This window comes from Nitrospirillum viridazoti CBAmc, assembly GCF_000730165.1.
Lineage (GTDB): Bacteria > Pseudomonadota > Alphaproteobacteria > Azospirillales > Azospirillaceae > Nitrospirillum > Nitrospirillum viridazoti.
Genome location: NZ_CP022112.1, coordinates 907,290 through 923,900, shown reverse-complemented (window position 1 = coordinate 923,900; position 16,611 = coordinate 907,290). Strand labels below are relative to the sequence as shown.

The 16,611-nt window shown below is 68.6% G+C and carries 15 protein-coding genes; 7 read left to right on the top strand and 8 right to left on the bottom strand.

The window, feature by feature from the left end; translation table 11 throughout:
- Window positions 1-2 precede the first annotated feature (2 nt).
- Entirely contained in the window at window positions 3-452 is a 450-nt protein-coding gene (locus tag Y958_RS25860) for a DUF3775 domain-containing protein (RefSeq protein WP_050898365.1), read from the top strand.
- Window positions 453-596: 144 nt separating this feature from the next.
- Window positions 597-1,103 (top strand): YciE/YciF ferroxidase family protein, encoded by a 507-nt coding sequence (locus Y958_RS25855; protein ID WP_040846655.1) that lies wholly within the window; start codon window positions 597-599, stop codon window positions 1,101-1,103.
- Between the two features lie 11 nt (window positions 1,104-1,114).
- Here Y958_RS25855 and Y958_RS25850 read toward each other — a convergent pair whose 3' ends face one another.
- The 5 genes from Y958_RS25850 to Y958_RS25830 all read right to left on the bottom strand — a co-directional run bounded on the left by Y958_RS25850 (window position 1,115) and on the right by Y958_RS25830 (window position 9,822).
- Window positions 1,115-2,650: an alpha,alpha-trehalose-phosphate synthase (UDP-forming) gene (locus Y958_RS25850; RefSeq protein WP_088874758.1), complete on the bottom strand. Its 1,536-nt coding sequence runs from the start codon at window positions 2,648-2,650 to the stop codon at window positions 1,115-1,117.
- Window positions 2,651-2,752: 102 nt separating this feature from the next.
- Complete coding sequence (locus tag Y958_RS25845) at window positions 2,753-5,323, bottom strand: membrane-bound PQQ-dependent dehydrogenase, glucose/quinate/shikimate family (protein WP_425600690.1); 2,571 nt, start codon at window positions 5,321-5,323, stop codon at window positions 2,753-2,755.
- A gap of 55 nt (window positions 5,324-5,378) precedes the next feature.
- A complete protein-coding gene (locus tag Y958_RS25840) occupies window positions 5,379-6,929 on the bottom strand; it encodes an efflux transporter outer membrane subunit (protein ID WP_088874756.1) in 1,551 nt (516 codons plus the stop codon).
- 2 nt (window positions 6,930-6,931) lie between these two features.
- Entirely contained in the window at window positions 6,932-8,515 is a 1,584-nt protein-coding gene (locus tag Y958_RS25835) for an MDR family MFS transporter (protein ID WP_088874755.1), read from the bottom strand.
- Entirely contained in the window at window positions 8,512-9,822 is a 1,311-nt protein-coding gene (locus Y958_RS25830; protein WP_088874754.1) for an HlyD family secretion protein, read from the bottom strand. Before Y958_RS25830 ends, Y958_RS25835 begins: the two co-directional genes overlap by 4 nt.
- Before the next feature lie 172 nt (window positions 9,823-9,994).
- On the opposite strand from Y958_RS25830, the gene Y958_RS25825 reads away from it, so the two are divergent.
- Window positions 9,995-10,537: a TetR/AcrR family transcriptional regulator gene (locus Y958_RS25825; protein WP_186291495.1), complete on the top strand. Its 543-nt coding sequence runs from the start codon at window positions 9,995-9,997 to the stop codon at window positions 10,535-10,537.
- 2 nt (window positions 10,538-10,539) lie between these two features.
- Here the strand turns inward: Y958_RS25825 and Y958_RS25820 are convergent, their stop codons facing one another.
- Both Y958_RS25820 and Y958_RS25815 read right to left on the bottom strand, forming a co-directional pair.
- On the bottom strand, window positions 10,540-11,400 hold the full coding sequence (locus Y958_RS25820; protein WP_088874752.1) for an alpha/beta fold hydrolase: 861 nt from the start codon (window positions 11,398-11,400) through the stop codon (window positions 10,540-10,542).
- A gap of 59 nt (window positions 11,401-11,459) precedes the next feature.
- Window positions 11,460-12,257: a FadR/GntR family transcriptional regulator gene (locus Y958_RS25815; protein WP_004272384.1), complete on the bottom strand. Its 798-nt coding sequence runs from the start codon at window positions 12,255-12,257 to the stop codon at window positions 11,460-11,462.
- A 332-nt stretch (window positions 12,258-12,589) separates the two neighbouring features.
- Between Y958_RS25815 and Y958_RS25810 the strand changes: the two genes are divergently transcribed.
- From Y958_RS25810 to Y958_RS25800, 3 genes are all read left to right on the top strand, one after another.
- Window positions 12,590-13,375: an enoyl-CoA hydratase gene (locus Y958_RS25810; RefSeq protein WP_040844936.1), complete on the top strand. Its 786-nt coding sequence runs from the start codon at window positions 12,590-12,592 to the stop codon at window positions 13,373-13,375.
- A gap of 135 nt (window positions 13,376-13,510) precedes the next feature.
- The gene (locus tag Y958_RS25805; RefSeq protein ID WP_040844934.1) at window positions 13,511-13,831 is read left to right on the top strand and encodes a hypothetical protein; all 321 of its coding nucleotides are present in this window, start codon (window positions 13,511-13,513) and stop codon (window positions 13,829-13,831) included.
- A 53-nt stretch (window positions 13,832-13,884) separates the two neighbouring features.
- Window positions 13,885-14,112 carry a hypothetical protein gene (locus Y958_RS25800; protein WP_088874750.1) on the top strand — a complete coding sequence of 76 codons (228 nt, stop codon included), beginning with the start codon at window positions 13,885-13,887 and terminating at the stop codon, window positions 14,110-14,112.
- Here Y958_RS25800 and mhpT read toward each other — a convergent pair.
- Window positions 14,109-15,263: a 3-(3-hydroxy-phenyl)propionate transporter MhpT gene (gene mhpT, locus Y958_RS25795; protein ID WP_211098720.1), complete on the bottom strand. Its 1,155-nt coding sequence runs from the start codon at window positions 15,261-15,263 to the stop codon at window positions 14,109-14,111. The two genes, Y958_RS25800 and mhpT, sit on opposite strands and share 4 nt — an antisense overlap.
- A gap of 232 nt (window positions 15,264-15,495) precedes the next feature.
- Between mhpT and Y958_RS25790 the strand changes: the two genes are divergently transcribed.
- Window positions 15,496-16,578: a branched-chain amino acid aminotransferase gene (locus tag Y958_RS25790; protein WP_088874748.1), complete on the top strand. Its 1,083-nt coding sequence runs from the start codon at window positions 15,496-15,498 to the stop codon at window positions 16,576-16,578.
- Window positions 16,579-16,611: the final 33 nt, after the last annotated feature.

The following is a 16,611-nucleotide window of genomic DNA, read 5'->3' as shown; positions in this document are numbered from 1 at the left end:
CGATGTCCAATACCCAGGAAACGACCGGTGATGGCACCCCGGCGGCGGAACTCAACATCAGTCTGGAAAAGGTCTGCTTCATCATCGTCAAGGCGCGGGAATTCGATGTGAAGGTCGATCCGGTGGAACCGGACCCGGCATCCAATCCCGCCGATGACGGCGAGCGTGGCATCCTGGAGGATTACGACGACGATCCCACCCAGGCGGAACTGGTGGGTGCCATCACGTCCCTGAACGAGGATGAGGTGGTGGACCTGATCACCCTGACCTGGATCGGGCGAGGCGACTACACCGCGGCCGAATGGGCCGAGGCCCGCGCCCTGGCGTTCGAGCGTCACCGGGAAAGGTCCGCCCGCTACCTGATCGGCATCCCCACCCTGGGCGATTTCCTGGAGGAGGGCTTGGCCGCCCTGGGCTATTCCTGTGAGGAATTCGAGGTGAACCGCCTATGACGGCGGTGGACGGGTGTCGGCGGCGGAAGGGCGCTCAAAAACCCCGGAACCGGGCCGGGGTTCGGGAATTGAGTGGTGGCCGGCAGCCCCACCGACGCCGGCGCCATAAACACAATCCCGCGTCCAATCCCCAGGAGGAACACCATGGGTTTGTTCACCAAGGACATTGAGACCATGAACGACCTGTTCGTTCATCAACTGAAGGACATCTATTACGCGGAGAAGCGCATTCTGAAGGCGCTGCCCGACATGATCGAAAAGGCCACCAACCCAGAACTGAAGCAGGGCTTCCAGACCCACCTGCGGGAAACCGAAGGCCAGATCCAGCGGCTGGAGCAGGTGTTCCGCCAGCACGGCGTGGAGCCGGAAGCGGTGAAGTGTCCGGCCATCGACGGGATCATCGATGAGACCGACGACATCGCCGGCGACGTGGACGACAAGCAGGTGCTGGACGCCGCCCTGGTCGCCGCCGGCCAGGCGGTGGAGCATTATGAGATCTCGCGCTACGGCACGCTGGTGACCTGGGCCAAGCTGCTAGGCCGCGACGACTGCGCCGCCCTGCTGCACCAGAACCTGGAAGAGGAAAAGGCCACGGATGAGAAGCTGACCATGCTGGCCAAGTCGCATATCAACGCCATGGCGGCGGAATAAGCGACCCGGCGTCAGCCGGTCGTGGCCTGGGCGCCTCCCGTGGTGGGGCGCCCGTCTTCGGCCATCCCGTTCCCGGCTGGCCGCGCCCGTTTGGAGGCCGTCCCCCTCGCGCTCGCCCGGGGGGCGGCCTTTTTCGTTGGGAGCCCGCCAGTCCCGTCGCGCTCCGTTTTGGTGCGCGCCATCTTGCGGTTGGCCAGCGCGTCGGCGAAGGCCTCGCCCCACGCCAGGGCCGACGTGTCCTTTATGACATCCCATAGGTCGCGCCAGCGCTCCCGCCGCTCCGCCAGCGGCATGGTCAGGGCCCGGCGCAAGGCCTCCTCGATCTGGTCGGGGTCATAGGGGTTGACCTGCAGGGCGGCGTCCAGCTGGGTGGCGGCCCCGGCGAAGCGGGACAGCACCAGCACGCCCGGGTCGTCCGGATCCTGCGCCGCCACGAACTCCTTGGCCACCAGGTTCATGCCGTCGCGCAAAGGGGTGACCAGCCCTACGCGGGCATGCCGCATATAGCTGGCGACGGTGTTGCGGGTGCTGCTTTGTGTCACCAGCTTCAACGGCGTCCAGTCGGGTTCGGCATAGGCGCCGTTGGTGGCGCCGGCGATCCTTTCCAGGTCCCGCAACAGGCTGCGGTAGGCCTGCACCCCTTCGCGCGACTTGGCGGCGATCTGCAGGAAGCTGACACGGCGGTGCCATTTCGGCTCTGCCGCCAGGAACTGCCGGAAGGCGGTCAGGCGTTCCACCAATCCCTTGCTGGGATCCAGCCGGTCCACCCCCAGAACCAGCGCGCGGTCGCGCAGATTGTGGGCCAGATCCTGGGCCGGCCGCCGTTCCATGGCTGCCTTGGTCACGCGCGCAAATTCCTGCGCGTCGATCTCCACCGGGAAGACCCCCAGACGGACGGTACGGTCGCCCAGTCTAAGCCCCAGCTTGCCTACCCGGCGGGCGCCGGCGTACCGCGCCGCCGTCTGGGCGAAATGCTCCGCATCCGTCGCCGTCTGGAAGCCGATGAGGTCGGCGGCCAGCACGTCACGCACCAGTCCCAGCAGGCCTTCGGAAATGGCCGCCACCACTGGCGGGGGGAAGGGGATGTGCAGGAAGAAGCCGATGGGGTTGCCAACCTTCAGGTCCCGCAGCGCTGCCGGCACAGCCAGCAACTGGTAGTCCTGGACCCAGATCAGGTCATCCTTTTTCAGCAGACCCTTCAATGCCGTGGCGAAACGGACGTTCACGGCGCGATAGGTCTCCAGCTCGTTCCGGTGGAAGCTCACCACGCCGGGCAGGATGTGCATCAGCGGCCACAGCACGCCGTTGGCGAAGCCGAGGTAGTATTTGCGATGCTCGTCCGGCGTCAGGTCGATCATGGCGCAACTGATGCCCTGCCGATCGACCACCCGCGGCTCGGGATCAGGATGGTCCGCCAACGCGTCGCTCCACCCGAACCAAAGGCCCTTGTGCCGGCGCAACAGGCCCACCAGCGCCACGACCAGGCCGCCGGCCTGCGGCGTGCCGGCGGCCGGAACCCGGTTGGAAACGATAACCAGGCGCTTCATGGGTGCCCCCTCGAATGATGTCTGCCCATGCAGGCAACATCCTCGGACGCCGCCGGTTCCCGCCTGAAATGAAAAAATCTCTACGCTTCAATGGCTTCCGCATTAATGGCTTCCAGGATGGCTCTCCATCCCCACGACGCTGGCGCCCGGCGTGGGCAGGGCGTAGGCCATGATGTAGTCGCCGTTGCGCGTGCGCAGGCCGCCGTGCCCGCCGGCGGCGACGACCACGTACTGCCGCCCATCCTTGCCCTGGTAGGTCATGGGGTTGGCCTGACCGCCGGCCGGCAGGCGCGCCTTCCACAGCTCCCGCCCCGTATGCTCGTCGAAGGCGCGCAGATACTGGTCGGCGGTGGCGCCGATGAAGATGACGCCGCTGGCCGTCACCAGGTTGCCGCCGATGTTGAAGATGCCGGTCGGCAGGGGCAGGTTCGTCCGGATGTTGAACAGGTTGGTGTCCCGCGTGGTGCCCAGGGGACGCTGCCAGACGATCGTGCGGCTCTGAAGGTCGATGGCCACCAGCTTCCCCCAGGGCGGGGCGTGGCAGGGGGCGCCGAACGCACCCAGCCAGGGCTGGACCACGGCGGCATAGGGTGTGCCGTACTGCGGCCCGATGCTGAAGTCCTTGGGCTTGGGATAGGGTTCGCTCCAGCCCTTCCACGGCTTGATCATGCCCTTCTTCACCGCCTCCTCGCGCGGAAGGATATCGACGGTGAAGGGGATGTAGCTGGCGTTGGCGATCAGCAGGTGGCGGCTGGGGTCGATGCTGGCGCCGTGCCAGTCGACGACGCCATCGAAGGCGGGATAGGCGATGGTCCCGCGGTCCAGCGTGGGCGGGGTATAAAGACCATCGTAGCGCCGGCGCTGGAAATCCAGCCGGCACAGCAACTGGTCGATGGGGGTGGCGCCCCAGGCGTCGGTGGCCCTCAACGGCGGCGGGGTCAACGAGGGCATGCCGGTGGAAAAGGGCTGGGTGGGTGACAGACGCTCGCCCGGCAGGCCCCGGCCGGGCACGGCCTTCTCCTCCACCCGCGCCAGCGGATGGCCGTCGCGCCGGTCCAGCAGGTACAGCTCCCCCATCTTGGTGGTCTGCACCAGGGCCGGGACGACGCCGTCGGGCGTCGATACCTCCACCAGCGAGGGGCCTATGGGCAGGTCGAAATCCCAGACGTCATGGTGCACGGTCTGAAAGTGCCAGCGCTCCTGGCCCGTGGTGATGTCCAGCGCCACCAGGGCGCTGGAATAGGCGTCGTCGAAGGGTCGGCGGTCGGCGCCGTAATAGTCCGGCGTGGCGTTGCCCAGGGGGATGTAGACCAGACCCAGAGCCGGGTCGGCGGTATAGGTGCCCCAGCCGTTGGGCGTGCCGCGGGTATATACCTCACCCGGCGTCAGCGGCGCCGTGGGGTCGGGCCGGCCCATGTCCCAGGCCCAGGCCAGCGCGCCGCTGACGGGATCATAGGCGCGCACCACGCCCGAGGGTTCGCCCTTGGATTGGTTGTCGTAAATCCAGCCACCCAGGATGACGCGGTTGTTCACCACCAGCGGCTGCGAGGTGATGAAGTGGAAGCCCGGCGGCACCGGGCCCATGGCGTCCGTCAGGCTGACGTAGCCGTTGCTGCCGAAATCGGGGCAGGGCTGTCCCGTGTCGGCATCAAGGGCCATCAGCCGGGCGTCCGCCGTGGTGGCGATGATGCGCCGGGGGCAGGCGGCGGCCATGGGGTTTCCTGTGGGGGCAAGGGGCGTGGGTGCAGCCTCGGCCGGCTTCTCGTAATAGGCCACGCCCCGGCAGGCCAGGTACTCGTTGGCCGATGTGTCGTTGTGCGGATCGTATTTCCACTTCACGGCGCCGGTGGTGGCGTCCAGGGCGATGACCTGGCGGTGCGGCGTGCAGAAATAAAGGGTGTCGTTCACCTTGATGGGCGTCGCCTCGAAATTGAATTCCCGCCCGTTCTGATTCTCGAAGTCGCTGGGCATGTCGCCGGTGCGGTAGGACCAGGCCAAATCCAGCTGGTTCACATTGTCCGGCCGGATTTGGCTCAAGGAGGAGAAGCGGTCGCCATCGGCGGTGCGGCCATAATACTGCCAGCCGCCCTCGGGCACCGGCGGGTTGGGCGTCGGTTCCGTGACGGGCTTGCCGCCCACCAGGGGGTTGCCCTCCACCGCGCGGATGGCCGAGACGCGGTAGCCCAGCACCACGATCGCCAGTGCCACCAGGGCGTAGACGCCCACGCCCAGCCAGGGTCGGTAAGTCAGGGGCCGGGGTCGGACGCTGTGCGTGGCCAGGGGATCGTCCTCCGGCGGCCCTGCCGGGCGCGGCGCGCCATGCAGGGGGCGCACCACCCACGGCAGGCTGAGCCAGACGCCCAGCAGGGCCGGCGTCAGCAGGCGGGGAACAAGCTGCCAGCCGTCCAGTCCCACCTCCCAATAGGCCCAAAGTGCTGTCGCCAGGAACAGCAGGGCATACAGCCATAAGGCTTCCCACCGGCCCAGGCCAAGCAGCACGCCCACCGCCATCAGCGTCAGGCCGGCCAGGAGGTAATACCAGCTGCCACCCGCCACGATCAGCCAGCCGCCGGGGATCGCCAGCGCCAGCCCGAGAAGGATGACGACGACGCCCGTCAGGCCGGGCCAGGACAGCCAGGCGGAGAAGCGGCGGGGTTTCAGGGGCGTAGGCATGGGTTCCATCTCCGTTCGTCACCGGGAAACGCCGCAGCCTGTGCCGGGTTCCGCCTCAGTAATCCGGCGGGTTGGGCAACCGCGCCGGATCCACCGGCTGCCAGCCCAGGCCCAGGCTTTTCTGCAAGGCGATGTAGTCGTTGCTGGTCTGCGCCTGGGCCTGCGCCAAGCTCTGCTCCACCAGCAGGCGCTGGCGCTCGGCGTCCAGGGCCTCCAGCGCGGTGGCGGTGCCGCCGCGATAGCGGGCGTCGGCCAGGCGCTGGGCGCGGGTGGCCACGTCCAGCGCGGCCGCCAGCTGGAAGGTGGCCTCGCGTTGGTGGCCGTAGCGTGACAGGCCGCTCTCCGCGTCCTGCAGGGCCTGCAGCACCGTGCTCTGGTATTGCGCCAGGCTTTCCTCGTTGGCGGCGCTGGCTTGGCGGATCTGGGCGCGCACCCGGCCCCAGTCCAGCACGTTCCAGCTCAGCATGGGGGCGCCGATCATGCTGAGGCTGCTGCTGCGGAACAGGGTGTCCACCTTGTTGGAACCGAAGCCGATGCTGCCGAACAGGCTGACATTCGGAAACAGCTGGGCCACGGCGTAGCCGATCTCCGCATTGCTGGCGGCCAGCTGGCGTTCGGCGGCGCGGATGTCCGGCCGGCGCCGCAGCAGGGCGGCCGGGTCGGCCACCGGCACCACCGCCGGCGGCAGGGGCAGGGGGCGGATGGGCGCCAGCTCGGCATCCAGGGTCCCGGGCTCCTGTCCCGCCAGCAGGGCCAGCTGGTCCATGGCCTGTTCCACCTGGCCTTCCAGCGGTGGAATCTGGGCGTCGGTCTGGCGGGCCTGGGTCTCCATCCGGGCCACGTCGGCCTCCGTGGCCGTGCCCAGGCGGCGCTTATCCACCGTCAGGTCCAGCATGCGGTGCTCGGCCGCCGCCGACGCGCGGGTCAGGTCCAGCCGGTGCTGGGCATCGCGCAGGCCCACATAGGCCTGGCCCACCTCCGCCGCCAGCTGCACCTGGGCGTCCTCGACCTTGGCGGCGGCCGCGTCGGTCTGGGCCGCCGCCGCCTCGATCTCCCGTCGCGTGCCGCCGAACAGGTCCAGTTCCCAGCGCGCGTCGAAGCCCAGGTTGTACAGCTCCGTCGTCACATGGTTGGGGATGTCGACATGGGGTGGTGTGCCGCCGGGGAAAAGGCTGGGGTTGGTGATGGCCTCGCGCGCCAAGGCGGCATTGATCTGATTGTCGGCAGTGGACAGCGCGCCGGTGGGGATGCGGGCCTTGGCCGCCAGGGCGGTGGCGTTTCCCTGGGGGAACAGGGCGGCGCGCTGCTGCGCCACCAGGGCGCGGGCCTCCAGCACGCGGGCCTGCGCCGCCTTCAGCGTCGGGCTGGCGGCTAGGGCCAGATCCACCAGGTGGGCCAGCTCCGGATCGCCCCTGCCGTCCCAACCCATGCCGTCCCACCAGCGCGCCGGCGGGGTGGCGATATCCACCGGCGCGCTGGCGGCGCGGCGGAACTGGCCGGCGGCTTCGGACCGGGGCGCCACGTCGGGCGGGCCCTTGTAGTCGGGCCCCACCGTGCAGGCGGCCAATAACGAGAGCAGGGGCGGGAGCAGGGCTAGGCGCCTCATCGTCAATGCCCCCCGCCCGGCGCGCCGCCCTTGGGCAGCGGCCGCATCATCAGCACCAGGGGGATGGAGCCGAACAGGATCATGCCAAACAGCCAGAACAGGTCGCTGAAGGTCAGGACGTTGGCCTGGTGGGCCACCTGCTGGCTGAACACCGCCAGGCCGCGCAGCCGGCCGCCCTCCGGATCGCCGTTGGCGAAGGCCTGGGTCAGCTGGGCGACGTAGGCCTGTCCCTCGGGGGAGTTGTAGGTGACGCTTTCTCCGATGCGGTTGATGTGCAGGGTGTCGCGCTGGTCCAGCAGGGTGGAGATGACGGCCAGGCCGAAGGAGCCGCCCAGGTTGCGGGCGGCGTTGAACAGGCAGGACGCGTCCTCCGCATGCTCCTTGCCGGCCGAGGCGGTGGCCGCCTGGTTCAGGAACAGCATGGAGAAGAACTGGCCCACGCCGCGCAGCAACTGCGGCACCACCAGTTCCGGCCCGGCGATATCGGGTGTCAGGTGGCTGTTCAGCATGCAGCTGATGCCGTAGAAGCCCAGGCCCATCGCGACGGCCAGGCGCACGTCGATGCGGCGCACGGCAAGGGGGAAGAGGGGCATCAGCATCAGGGTGGGCACGCCGCTGATCATGGCGATATAGCCCGACTGTTCCGGGTTATAGCCCTGCACATTGGCCAGGTACTGCGGGATCAGGTACAGCAGGCCATACAGCGCCCCGCCCACCACCAGGCTCATGGCGAAGACGGCGGCGAAGCTGTGGTTGCTGACCAGGATGCTGAGGCGGATGACCGGCCGGCGGGCCACGAACTGCCCCGCGATCAGCAGCACGAAGCCGAGGATGGACACGCCGGCCAGGGTGTTGATCATGTCGGATTCGAACCACCGCTCCCGCTGGCCCTCCTCCAGCAGGGTGGTCAGGCAGCCCAGGCCCAGCGTCAGCCCCAGGATTCCCAGCCAGTCGGCGTCGGCCAGTTGGCCCCAATCGCCCTTTTCCGAAGGCAGCCCCAAGGTCAGCAGGCCCAGCAGCGTCAGGCCGATGGGCAGGTTCAGGAAAAAGGCGTAATGCCAGCTGACGTTCTCCGCCAGATAGCCGCCGATGGCCGGCCCCAGCACGGGCCCCAGCACAGCGGTGGCGCCGAACATGGCGATGCCCACCGGCTGCTGGCTGGGCGGCAGGCGGGTGGAGACGATGGTCATGGCGGTGGGGATCATGGCACCGCCGGTCATGCCCTGGCCGACGCGGCCGATGATCATCTGCACCAGGTTGCTGGAAATGCCGCAGGCCATGGACGACAGGACGAAACCGGCGGTGACGATCAGCAGGAAGGTGCGCAGGCCCAGCATGCGAACGAACCAGCCGGCCAGGGCGATCATGACGATTTCCGCCACCAGGTAGGCGGTGGAGATCCAGGTGCCCTCGCTGCCGCTGGCGCCCACCTCGCCCTGGATCAGGGGCAGGGCGGCGTTGACGATGGAAACGTCCAGTGTGGCCATCAGGGCGCCGATGGTGCCGGCCGCCACGGCCAACCAGGCGCCGCTGCCGGCCTTCGACGTATTTCCCTTCGGGGCCGCTGCTGCTGCGGCGGCGCTCATTTCCCGGCCCCATTCTGCGGCTGGTTGGTTTTCTCCGCCTCCCGGTTGCGCTGGACGGCGTCGTCATGCTCGCGCTGGCGGCGTTCCTCCGTGCGCTTGGCCTCTTCCTTGATACGGCGCTGCTCCTCCTTGGCGCCGATGGTGTCGACGGTGACGATGACCGACAGCCCCGGCACCAGCACCTTGCGCGCTTCCGGCCCTGCCTCGATGCGGATGCGCACCGGCACGCGCTGCACGATCTTGGTGAAGTTGCCGGTGGCGTTCTGCGGCGGCAGCAGGGCGAACTGGGCGCCGGTGCCGGGGGCGAAGCTGTCCACGGTGCCGTGGAACTCCCCGCCGCTGACGGCGTCGACGGTGAAGGTGGCGGGCTGCCCGATGCGCATCAGGCCGATCTGCGTCTCCTTGTAGTTGGCGACGAGGTAGACGCCCTCCAGCGGTACGATGGACATCAGGCGCGTGCCCGTCTGCACGTACTGGCCGACGCGCACGGTGCGGTCACCCACCCGGCCCCTGATGCTGCTGCGCACCAGGGTGCTGCGCAAATCCACGTCCGCCTGGTCCACCTGGGCCTGGGCTTGCTCCACCTGGGCCTGGGCACTCTGGATCTGGGCGTCCAGCACATCGATCTGGCGCCGCGCGCTTTCCACCTGCGCCTCATCGGCGACGGCCTCGGCCCTGGCTTGGTCGCGGGTCTGGCGCATCTGGTCCAGCTGCTCCGCCGTCTGGGCGCCGCTGGCGGCGAGCGGTGTGTAGCGGTCGACCTGGCGCTGGGCATACAGGGCGGTGCTGCGGGCGCCGGCCAGTTGGGCCTGGGCGCGGACGATCTCCGCCTCCTGCCGGCGGATCTGGGCCTGGTATTCCACGATGGCGGCCTTGCCCTGGGCCACCTGGGCCACGGCCTGGTCGTGGCGCGCCCTGGTCTCCCGCTCATCGATCTTCACCAGGGGCTGGCCGGGCTCGACCAACTGGTTATCCTCGACCAGCACCTGCTCGACATAACCGCCCACCTTGGGCGCGACGGTCACCATGTCGGCTTGCAGATAGGCGTCGTTGGTCTCCTGCTCGTACTGGCCGGTGGTCCAGTAGTAGACGCCCCAGGCGATCAGGGCCGCGACGACCACCACGGCCGCGATGATCAGGCCGATGCGCACCCGCGGGTTGGCGAGGGGGGAGGGCTTCTTCTCCTCATCGCCGTCCTTGTCCCGGCCGTCTGCGTCCCGCTTCTTGTCGTCCTGTCGTTTGTCGTCACCCTGATGACGATCGCCCTGGGGCTGCTGGTCCTCGCGTGGCGTCTCGTCATCACTCATGGGGCAGGCCTGCTCAGGTAGGGGGCGGCTGGTGAACGGCCGCTGTAAACGGACAGGCCTGTCCAGATGTTCCGTGACAATCGCCGTGGCGGGAAATTTTAGAAGCGGTGCAACCCGATACGCCATCGCGGCGTTCCGGTTGAAGAATCTCCCCAAGGAAGGAGCGGCCCCCGTGCGTCGGGATGCGCAGGACCGTCGGGAACGGCTGATCACGGCGGCGGCGGCGCTGTTCCAGTGCCACGGCTATCATGTCGCGCTGGAGGCCATTGCGACGGAGGCCGGGGTAGGCCGCGCCACCCTCTATCGCAACTTCGCCGACCGGCGCGCGCTGGCCCTGGCGGTGTTCGAGCGGCAACTGGCGGCCTTGGCCCAGGATTGGGCGGGCACCGGCGGCGACCAGGCGGCCTTCTATCCCTTCCTGTGCCGCATCGCCCGCCAGGCCGTGCTGCACGGCCCCCTGATCGCCAGCCTGGAGGCGGAGGAGGACGGGCCTGCCCTCATCCAGGGGCTACACCGGCTACTGGACGCCGTGCTGGCCCCGCCGCTGGCCTCGGCGCAGGCGGTGGGCCTGGTGCGCGCGGACCTCACGGTGGGGGAGCTGCATCGCGCGGCCAAGATGCTGGTAGGCGCCGCCGAGCGCTTGGCGGTAGAGGCTCAGGAGCAAGCCCTGGCCGAGGCCTTGGCCCTGCTGGTCGAGGGCTTGCGGCCGCGATAGGGTCAGCCCGCCAGGAAGGGGCGCGTGATCGCCATGAACTCGTCAAGGCGGTCGTGATGCGGCCAATGGCCGGCGTCCGCGATCATGGCCGTTCGCCCTTGCGGGAACAAGGCGGCGGCACCATTGGCCACCGGATCCTCCACCCAGCTTTTCCCGCCGTTGATCAGCAAGGTGGGGCAGGTGACCGCCGACCAAAGGTCCCGCAGCTCATCCAGGCTGATACGGAAGGGATAGGCGGTGCGGATGTAGTTGTCGAACTTCCAGCTGTAGGTGCCGTCCTCATTCTGGTGCAGGCCGTGGACCGTCAGGTGGTGCGCCTGGTCGGTCGACAGGAAACTGTTCTCCGCCTGCATGCGGGCCACGGCTTCCTCCAGTGTCTGGTATTTGCGGGGGCCCCGGGCCGACAGTTCGTGCACCTTGTCCACCCAGTCGCGGAAACGGTCGGCCAGGGGCTTCTGCGTCCGCAGTTCCTGCCAGGGCCAGGTGCCCTCCACCACCGCCAGCCGCTCCACCAGCTCGGGGTACAGGCTGGCCAGGAACAGGGCCGCCGCCCCGCCGTAGGAATGGCCCATGACCACGACCTTGCGGCCGGCGCGCTGGCGCAGCAGCTGCACCAGGTCGGCCACCACCTCCGCCAGGGTATAGGCGCCCCCTTGCGACCAAGTGGAGTCGCCGTGGCCGCGCAGGTCGGGTGCCAGGATGTGGAAGTCGCGCGCCAACTCCTGCGCCACCCAATCCCAGCTGCGGCAATGGTCGCGGCCGCCGTGGACCAGCAGCAGGGTGGGCTTGTCCTCCCGGCCCCACTCGACATAGTGCAGGCGCAGGCGGTCGGAGAAATAGAAGCGAGAGACGGGCCCGTTCATCAACGTTATCCCTTTAACGTTACGGGGACGGAATGACGGGCCGTCCCCCTCTTGTTGGCTCAGTCGCGGGGGGCGATGGATTCCCGCTCCACCTCCGGCGACACCCAGTCCAGCATCAGGCGGTTCTGCCGACGCGCCAGCAGCACGGCCATCTCCGGGTCGCGGGCCAGGATGGCGTCCACCATGCGCAGGCGACCGGTGCGCCAGTGGGCGCAACGGTCGGGATGGCCCTGGAAGACGCGCAGGTTCGCATCGCGCTGGCCGAACTCGAACAGCGTGCGGTGGAACAGTTCCAGCGCCGGGTTACCCGCCATGCGCATGAGGATGGCGTACAGGGCCACCTCGTCCCGCACCACGTCGGCCGCCAGGTAGGTCACGTCTTTGCGGTCCATCAGATGCTGGCGGAATTCCGCCAGATCCAGCCGCGCGCCCGTGGCGTCGGCCGCCATCGTATCCGTCAGGGCGGCCAGGCGGGCGGCCTCCACATTCACCAGCTGGAAGGCGTCCAGCACATCGCGCACCGTGGTCTGGCGCAGGCGCAGGTAGAGCGCCGCGGCCTGGGTGACGGCGCCGATGTCCGGCCGCCGGCCGTAATAGCCGCCGCCGTTGCCCCGGCGCACGACCAGCAACTGTTCCTGCTCCAGGATACGGGCCGTCTGACGCAGGGTGGGCCGGCTCAGGCCATAGCGGGCCAGCAGTTCCTCTTCCGAGCCTAGCGGCGCGCCGTCGGGCAGGGCCAGGATCTCATCGCGCATCCGCCGCGCCGCCTGGGCCGGCGCCCCGCCACGGGGGGGAACCGCGGGCGTCTTTGCAGTCTGGGTCGTCACGGTGTTGGTTTCACGAGCGGGCAGGGTCATAGGTACCGGTTTGGGGCCGCCAGGCCCGCGCATCGCGGCGGATCATTCCAGGATTGCCCGTAACAGGCAACCTTTCGGGCTTGGGCACGGCGGCGCGGCAGCCGTGCGAGAGGCTACTTCACAAACTTCGCAAGCCCCTTTTCCAGCCTTCACCCCCTTTTTCTAGTCAGGCCGGGCGGATCGCTGAATAATCTTGGCGACATCGGTATTTGCCTGCCCTTTCCCCGATAATGGGCAGGTCGCGGAAACTGGTCGGGCCGTGATGCGGTCCCGGTTCCCAATCCGGCGCTGGCGAGAAAACGCCCGCCGTAATCATCCTGGAGAGGACCCCAATGTCCGAGTTCGCCTACGAGAACATCCTGGTCGAGGTGCGGGGGCCCGTGGGCCTGATCCGCCTGAACCGTCCCAAGGCGCTGAACGCCCTGTCGGACGGCCTGGTGACCGACCTGCAGGACGCGCTGGACCGGCTGGAGGCCGACGATTCCATTGGCGCCATCGTCGTGACGGGCAGCGAAAAGGCCTTCGCCGCTGGCGCCGACATCAAGGAGATGCAGTCCAAGACCTATATGGACGCCTACCTAGGCGACTTCATCACCAAGAAGTGGGGTCGCCTGGCCACCTGCCGCAAACCGACCATCGCGGCGGTTGCGGGCTATGCCCTGGGCGGCGGATGCGAACTGGCCATGATGGCCGATATTCTGCTGGCCGCCGACACGGCCAAGTTCGGCCAGCCCGAAATCACCATCGGCACCATTCCCGGCGCCGGCGGCACCCAGCGTCTGACCCGTGCCATCGGCAAGGCCAAGGCCATGGAACTGGTGCTGACCGGCCGCATGATGGACGCGGCGGAGGCCGAGCGGGCGGGCCTGGTGGCGCGCATCATCCCGGCGGCGGACCTGGTGGATGAGGCGATCAAGGTGGCGGAGAAGATCTGCGGCTATTCCCGCCCCGCCGTGATGATGGCGAAAGAGGCGGTGGACCGCGCGTTCGAGCTGACGCTGGCCGAAGGGCTGCGGTTCGAGCGCCGGCTGTTCCACTCGACCTTCGCGCTGGAGGATCAGAAGGAAGGCATGAGCGCGTTCGCCGAGAAGCGTCCGCCCCAGTTCAAGGGCCGGTGAGCGCTTCCATTCGGTACCAGGCAAAGGCGACGCGGAACAGGAGACGACCAACCCAGGGAGGACGGCATGGCGGCGGCGGAAGGGCCCGGGCAATGGGGTGACCGGTGGGTTGGTGCGCAACGGATAGCGGCGGCCTTGCTGGCCCTTGTGAACGCCCTGCACCCATGGCGCATCTACCTCCTGGTCCCGTCGCCGATGCGTGGGGAAGGCGCCACCGGCCACTTCCTGATCGTCATTGATGACGAGGCGCCGCTGCCTTGCTGGGACGGCAACCTGGCGCTGGCCACTCTTGGCCGCCTGGACCTGCCCGCCGCCGTCACCGTCCTGTGCATGGGCGATTTCCGCAGCGCCCTGCAGATCGACGGCTCCATCGCCCAGCGTATGGTGGAGGAGGGTGAGCTCCTTTTCGCCGCCCGGTCGCCCTGGAAAGATGGAGAAGTTCGCCTGAAAGCCTAGAGTTGATTTTTATCAAATACTTGGACGCCGTTTCTAACACTCAAGGTGAGAGCATGCGTAGCGCCGCCAAACTGGGCCCCGCGCGATCCTGGGATGAGGAAAGCCTGGCCCAGCTGATCGCCATGAACGCCGCCGGGCAGGGCGACCGGGAAATCGCCCAAGCCCTGGGCCGCACCGTCGCCTCTGTCCAGCACAAGCGTCACCTGCTGCGCTTGGCTACGCCGGTGGATCATCGCCGCGGCCGGCGCATGCGGCTGGAGGGGACGGCCGTTCCCGCCTAAGCGGGCCGGCGGGCCACCAGGATGAAGGTGGCGATGCCACTCAATGCCGCCACCGGGATAATGCCCATCAGCACGTCGGCGCTGCTGCTGCCGCTGGCGATCAACTGGCCGGCCAGCAGCGGCCCGGCGACGGAACCCAGGCGGCCGGCGGCCACGACGGCGCCCACGCCCAGGCCGCGCACCTCCGCCGGGTAATAGCCGGGCGCTAGGCCGTAAATCAGCGCCTGGGCCGCCAGCACCGCCGCGCCGGCGACAGCGGCCACGGCCATGAGGAAATTGGCCTCCGCCCCGGCCAGGCCGGCCAGGGCCAGCGCCAAGGCCAGGAATATGACGATCACGGTCAGCCGACGGTCAACCCGGTCCATCAACTGGCCGGCGATGCCGGAGCCGCAGGCGCCGCCCATGTTGAAGACGATCTGCACGCCCAGCACCAGGGTGCGGGGCAGGCCGCGCGACAACAGCAGCACGGGCAGCCAGTTCAGCAGCAGGTACAGGACCAGCAGCGCGAAGAAGGACCCCAGCCACAAGGCGCCTGTGTCCACGCGTCGCCCCGGGGCGAACAGGGCCTGAACGATGCCCTGGCGCGGGGTGTCGGCCGTCGGCGCCAGGCGGAAAGCGGGCAGGGCCACGGCCAGGATGGGCAGCAGCGCCAGCGGGGCGATGCCGCCCATCCAGAACACCGTCTGCCAATCGCCGTGGCCGCCGTGCAAGGCCATGACGGCGGCCAGCGCCCCGCCCAGGGGCATGCCGGCATAGATGATGGCCACGGCGCCGGCCTTGCCCCGCTCCGTGCTTTCCGAGGCTATGGCGATCAGGTTGGGAAAGGCGCCGCCCAGGCCCAGGCCGGTCAGGAAGCGCGCGGCCAACAGGCTGGGATAATCCCAGGTGAGCGCCGTGAGGCAGGAGAACAGGCCGAAGACGCCCAGCGACAGCATCAGCGCCACCTTGCGCCCCTTGAGGTCGGAGACGCGGCCCCCCACCAGGGCGCCCACGATCAGGCCGGCGATGGCGGCGCTGAACACCAGGCTCATCTGTGTGGGGTCCAGCTGGAAGGCGGGGCCCAGCCGGGGAGCCGCGACACCGGCCGACTGCAGATCGAACCCTTCGATGGCGGCCGCCAGGAAGCACAGCCCCATGGTCAGGCGCTGCATACCCGCCGAAATCCCCACAGGTCCGGCCGCCCCGGCCATCGGCAATGTTTCGCCCATCCCGTCCTCCGCCGTTGTTCTTTAATGGCGTTTCACATCAGATTTAGCTTCGATCTGATCCGGCCGCTAGGCAGGTTTGAAAATCCGCCGTACCACCTGGGGCCAAAAATGCATGACCGTATGCGGCCGGCCGATCGGTTAGGCTACCGGCATGGGGACACGAAGGCTTGAAATCATGACGTTCACGATAGACCGCACCGCCAATCCGACCGACGCCGCCACTCTGGCCCGCATCCTGGAAAACCCCGGCTTCGGCAAGGTATTCACCGACCACATGGTGACGATCCGCTGGACGGAAGGCCAGGGCTGGCATGACGCCAAGGTCACGGCGCGGGTGCCGTTCGCGCTCGATCCGGCGGCGGCCGTGCTGCACTACGCCCAGGAAATCTTCGAGGGCATGAAGGCCTATCGCGCGGCGGACGGCGGCGTGACGCTGTTCCGGCCCGACGCCAACGCCAAGCGCTTCTGGGACTCGGCGGAGCGCATGGCCATGCCCCTGATCCCGGAAGAGCTGTTCCTGGAGGCGGTGGAGCAGCTGGTGCGCATCGACCAGGCCTGGATCCCCGGCGGCGAGGGCGGCAGCCTGTACATCCGGCCCTTCATGTTCGCCAACGAGGCTTTCTTGGGCGTGCGGCCGGCGTCGGAGTACGTCTTCTGTGTCATCGCCTGCCCGGTGGGCGCCTATTTCAAGGGCGGGGCCAAGGCCATCACCATCTGGGCGCCGGAGAACTACACGCGCGCCGCCCCCGGCGGCACCGGTGCGGCCAAGTGCGGCGGCAACTACGCCGCCAGCCTGATCGCCCAGCTGGAGGCCAGCAAGCACGGCTGCGACCAGGTGGTGTTCCTGGACGCGGCGGAGCATCGCTGGATCGAGGAGCTGGGCGGCATGAACGTCTTCTTCGTCCGCGACGACGGCAGTCTGCTGACCCCGCCGCTCAGCGGCACCATCCTGCCCGGCATCACCCGCGACAGCATCATCCAGCTGGCGCGCAGCCTGGGCCACACGGTGGTAGAGGAGCCGTATACCCTGGCGCAGTGGAAGGAAGACGCTGCCACCGGCCGGGTGCGTGAGGCCTTCGCCTGCGGCACCGCCGCCGTGCTGGCGCCCATCGGCACCGTGCGCACGGCCGAGGGCGACTTCGTCATCGGCAATGGCGAAGGCGGGTCGACCACCGCCAGCCTGCGTGAACGCCTGGTCGGCATGCAGCGCGGCAGCCAGGCACCGTTGGTGGATGGCTGGATCCGCCGCGTCATTTAAGCCATTCCATGAAAACCCCCGGTGCCCGGCAAG

Excerpts from the sequence above, each read along its gene's own strand:
- Y958_RS25860 (WP_050898365.1), top strand. The coding sequence starts at position 3 with ATGTCCAATACCCAGGAAACGACCGGTGATGGCACCCCGGCGGCGGAA.
- Y958_RS25855 (WP_040846655.1), top strand. The coding sequence starts at position 597 with ATGGGTTTGTTCACCAAGGACATTGAGACCATGAACGACCTGTTCGTT.
- Y958_RS25850 (WP_088874758.1), bottom strand. The coding sequence starts at position 2,650 with ATGAAGCGCCTGGTTATCGTTTCCAACCGGGTTCCGGCCGCCGGCACG.
- Y958_RS25845 (WP_425600690.1), bottom strand. The coding sequence starts at position 5,323 with ATGCCTACGCCCCTGAAACCCCGCCGCTTCTCCGCCTGGCTGTCCTGG.
- Y958_RS25840 (WP_088874756.1), bottom strand. The coding sequence starts at position 6,929 with ATGAGGCGCCTAGCCCTGCTCCCGCCCCTGCTCTCGTTATTGGCCGCC.
- Y958_RS25835 (WP_088874755.1), bottom strand. The coding sequence starts at position 8,515 with ATGAGCGCCGCCGCAGCAGCAGCGGCCCCGAAGGGAAATACGTCGAAG.
- Y958_RS25830 (WP_088874754.1), bottom strand. The coding sequence starts at position 9,822 with ATGAGTGATGACGAGACGCCACGCGAGGACCAGCAGCCCCAGGGCGAT.
- Y958_RS25820 (WP_088874752.1), bottom strand. The coding sequence starts at position 11,400 with ATGAACGGGCCCGTCTCTCGCTTCTATTTCTCCGACCGCCTGCGCCTG.
- Y958_RS25815 (WP_004272384.1), bottom strand. The coding sequence starts at position 12,257 with ATGACCCTGCCCGCTCGTGAAACCAACACCGTGACGACCCAGACTGCA.
- Y958_RS25810 (WP_040844936.1), top strand. The coding sequence starts at position 12,590 with ATGTCCGAGTTCGCCTACGAGAACATCCTGGTCGAGGTGCGGGGGCCC.
- Y958_RS25800 (WP_088874750.1), top strand. The coding sequence starts at position 13,885 with ATGCGTAGCGCCGCCAAACTGGGCCCCGCGCGATCCTGGGATGAGGAA.
- mhpT (WP_211098720.1), bottom strand. The coding sequence starts at position 15,263 with ATGCAGCGCCTGACCATGGGGCTGTGCTTCCTGGCGGCCGCCATCGAA.
- Y958_RS25790 (WP_088874748.1), top strand. The coding sequence starts at position 15,496 with ATGACGTTCACGATAGACCGCACCGCCAATCCGACCGACGCCGCCACT.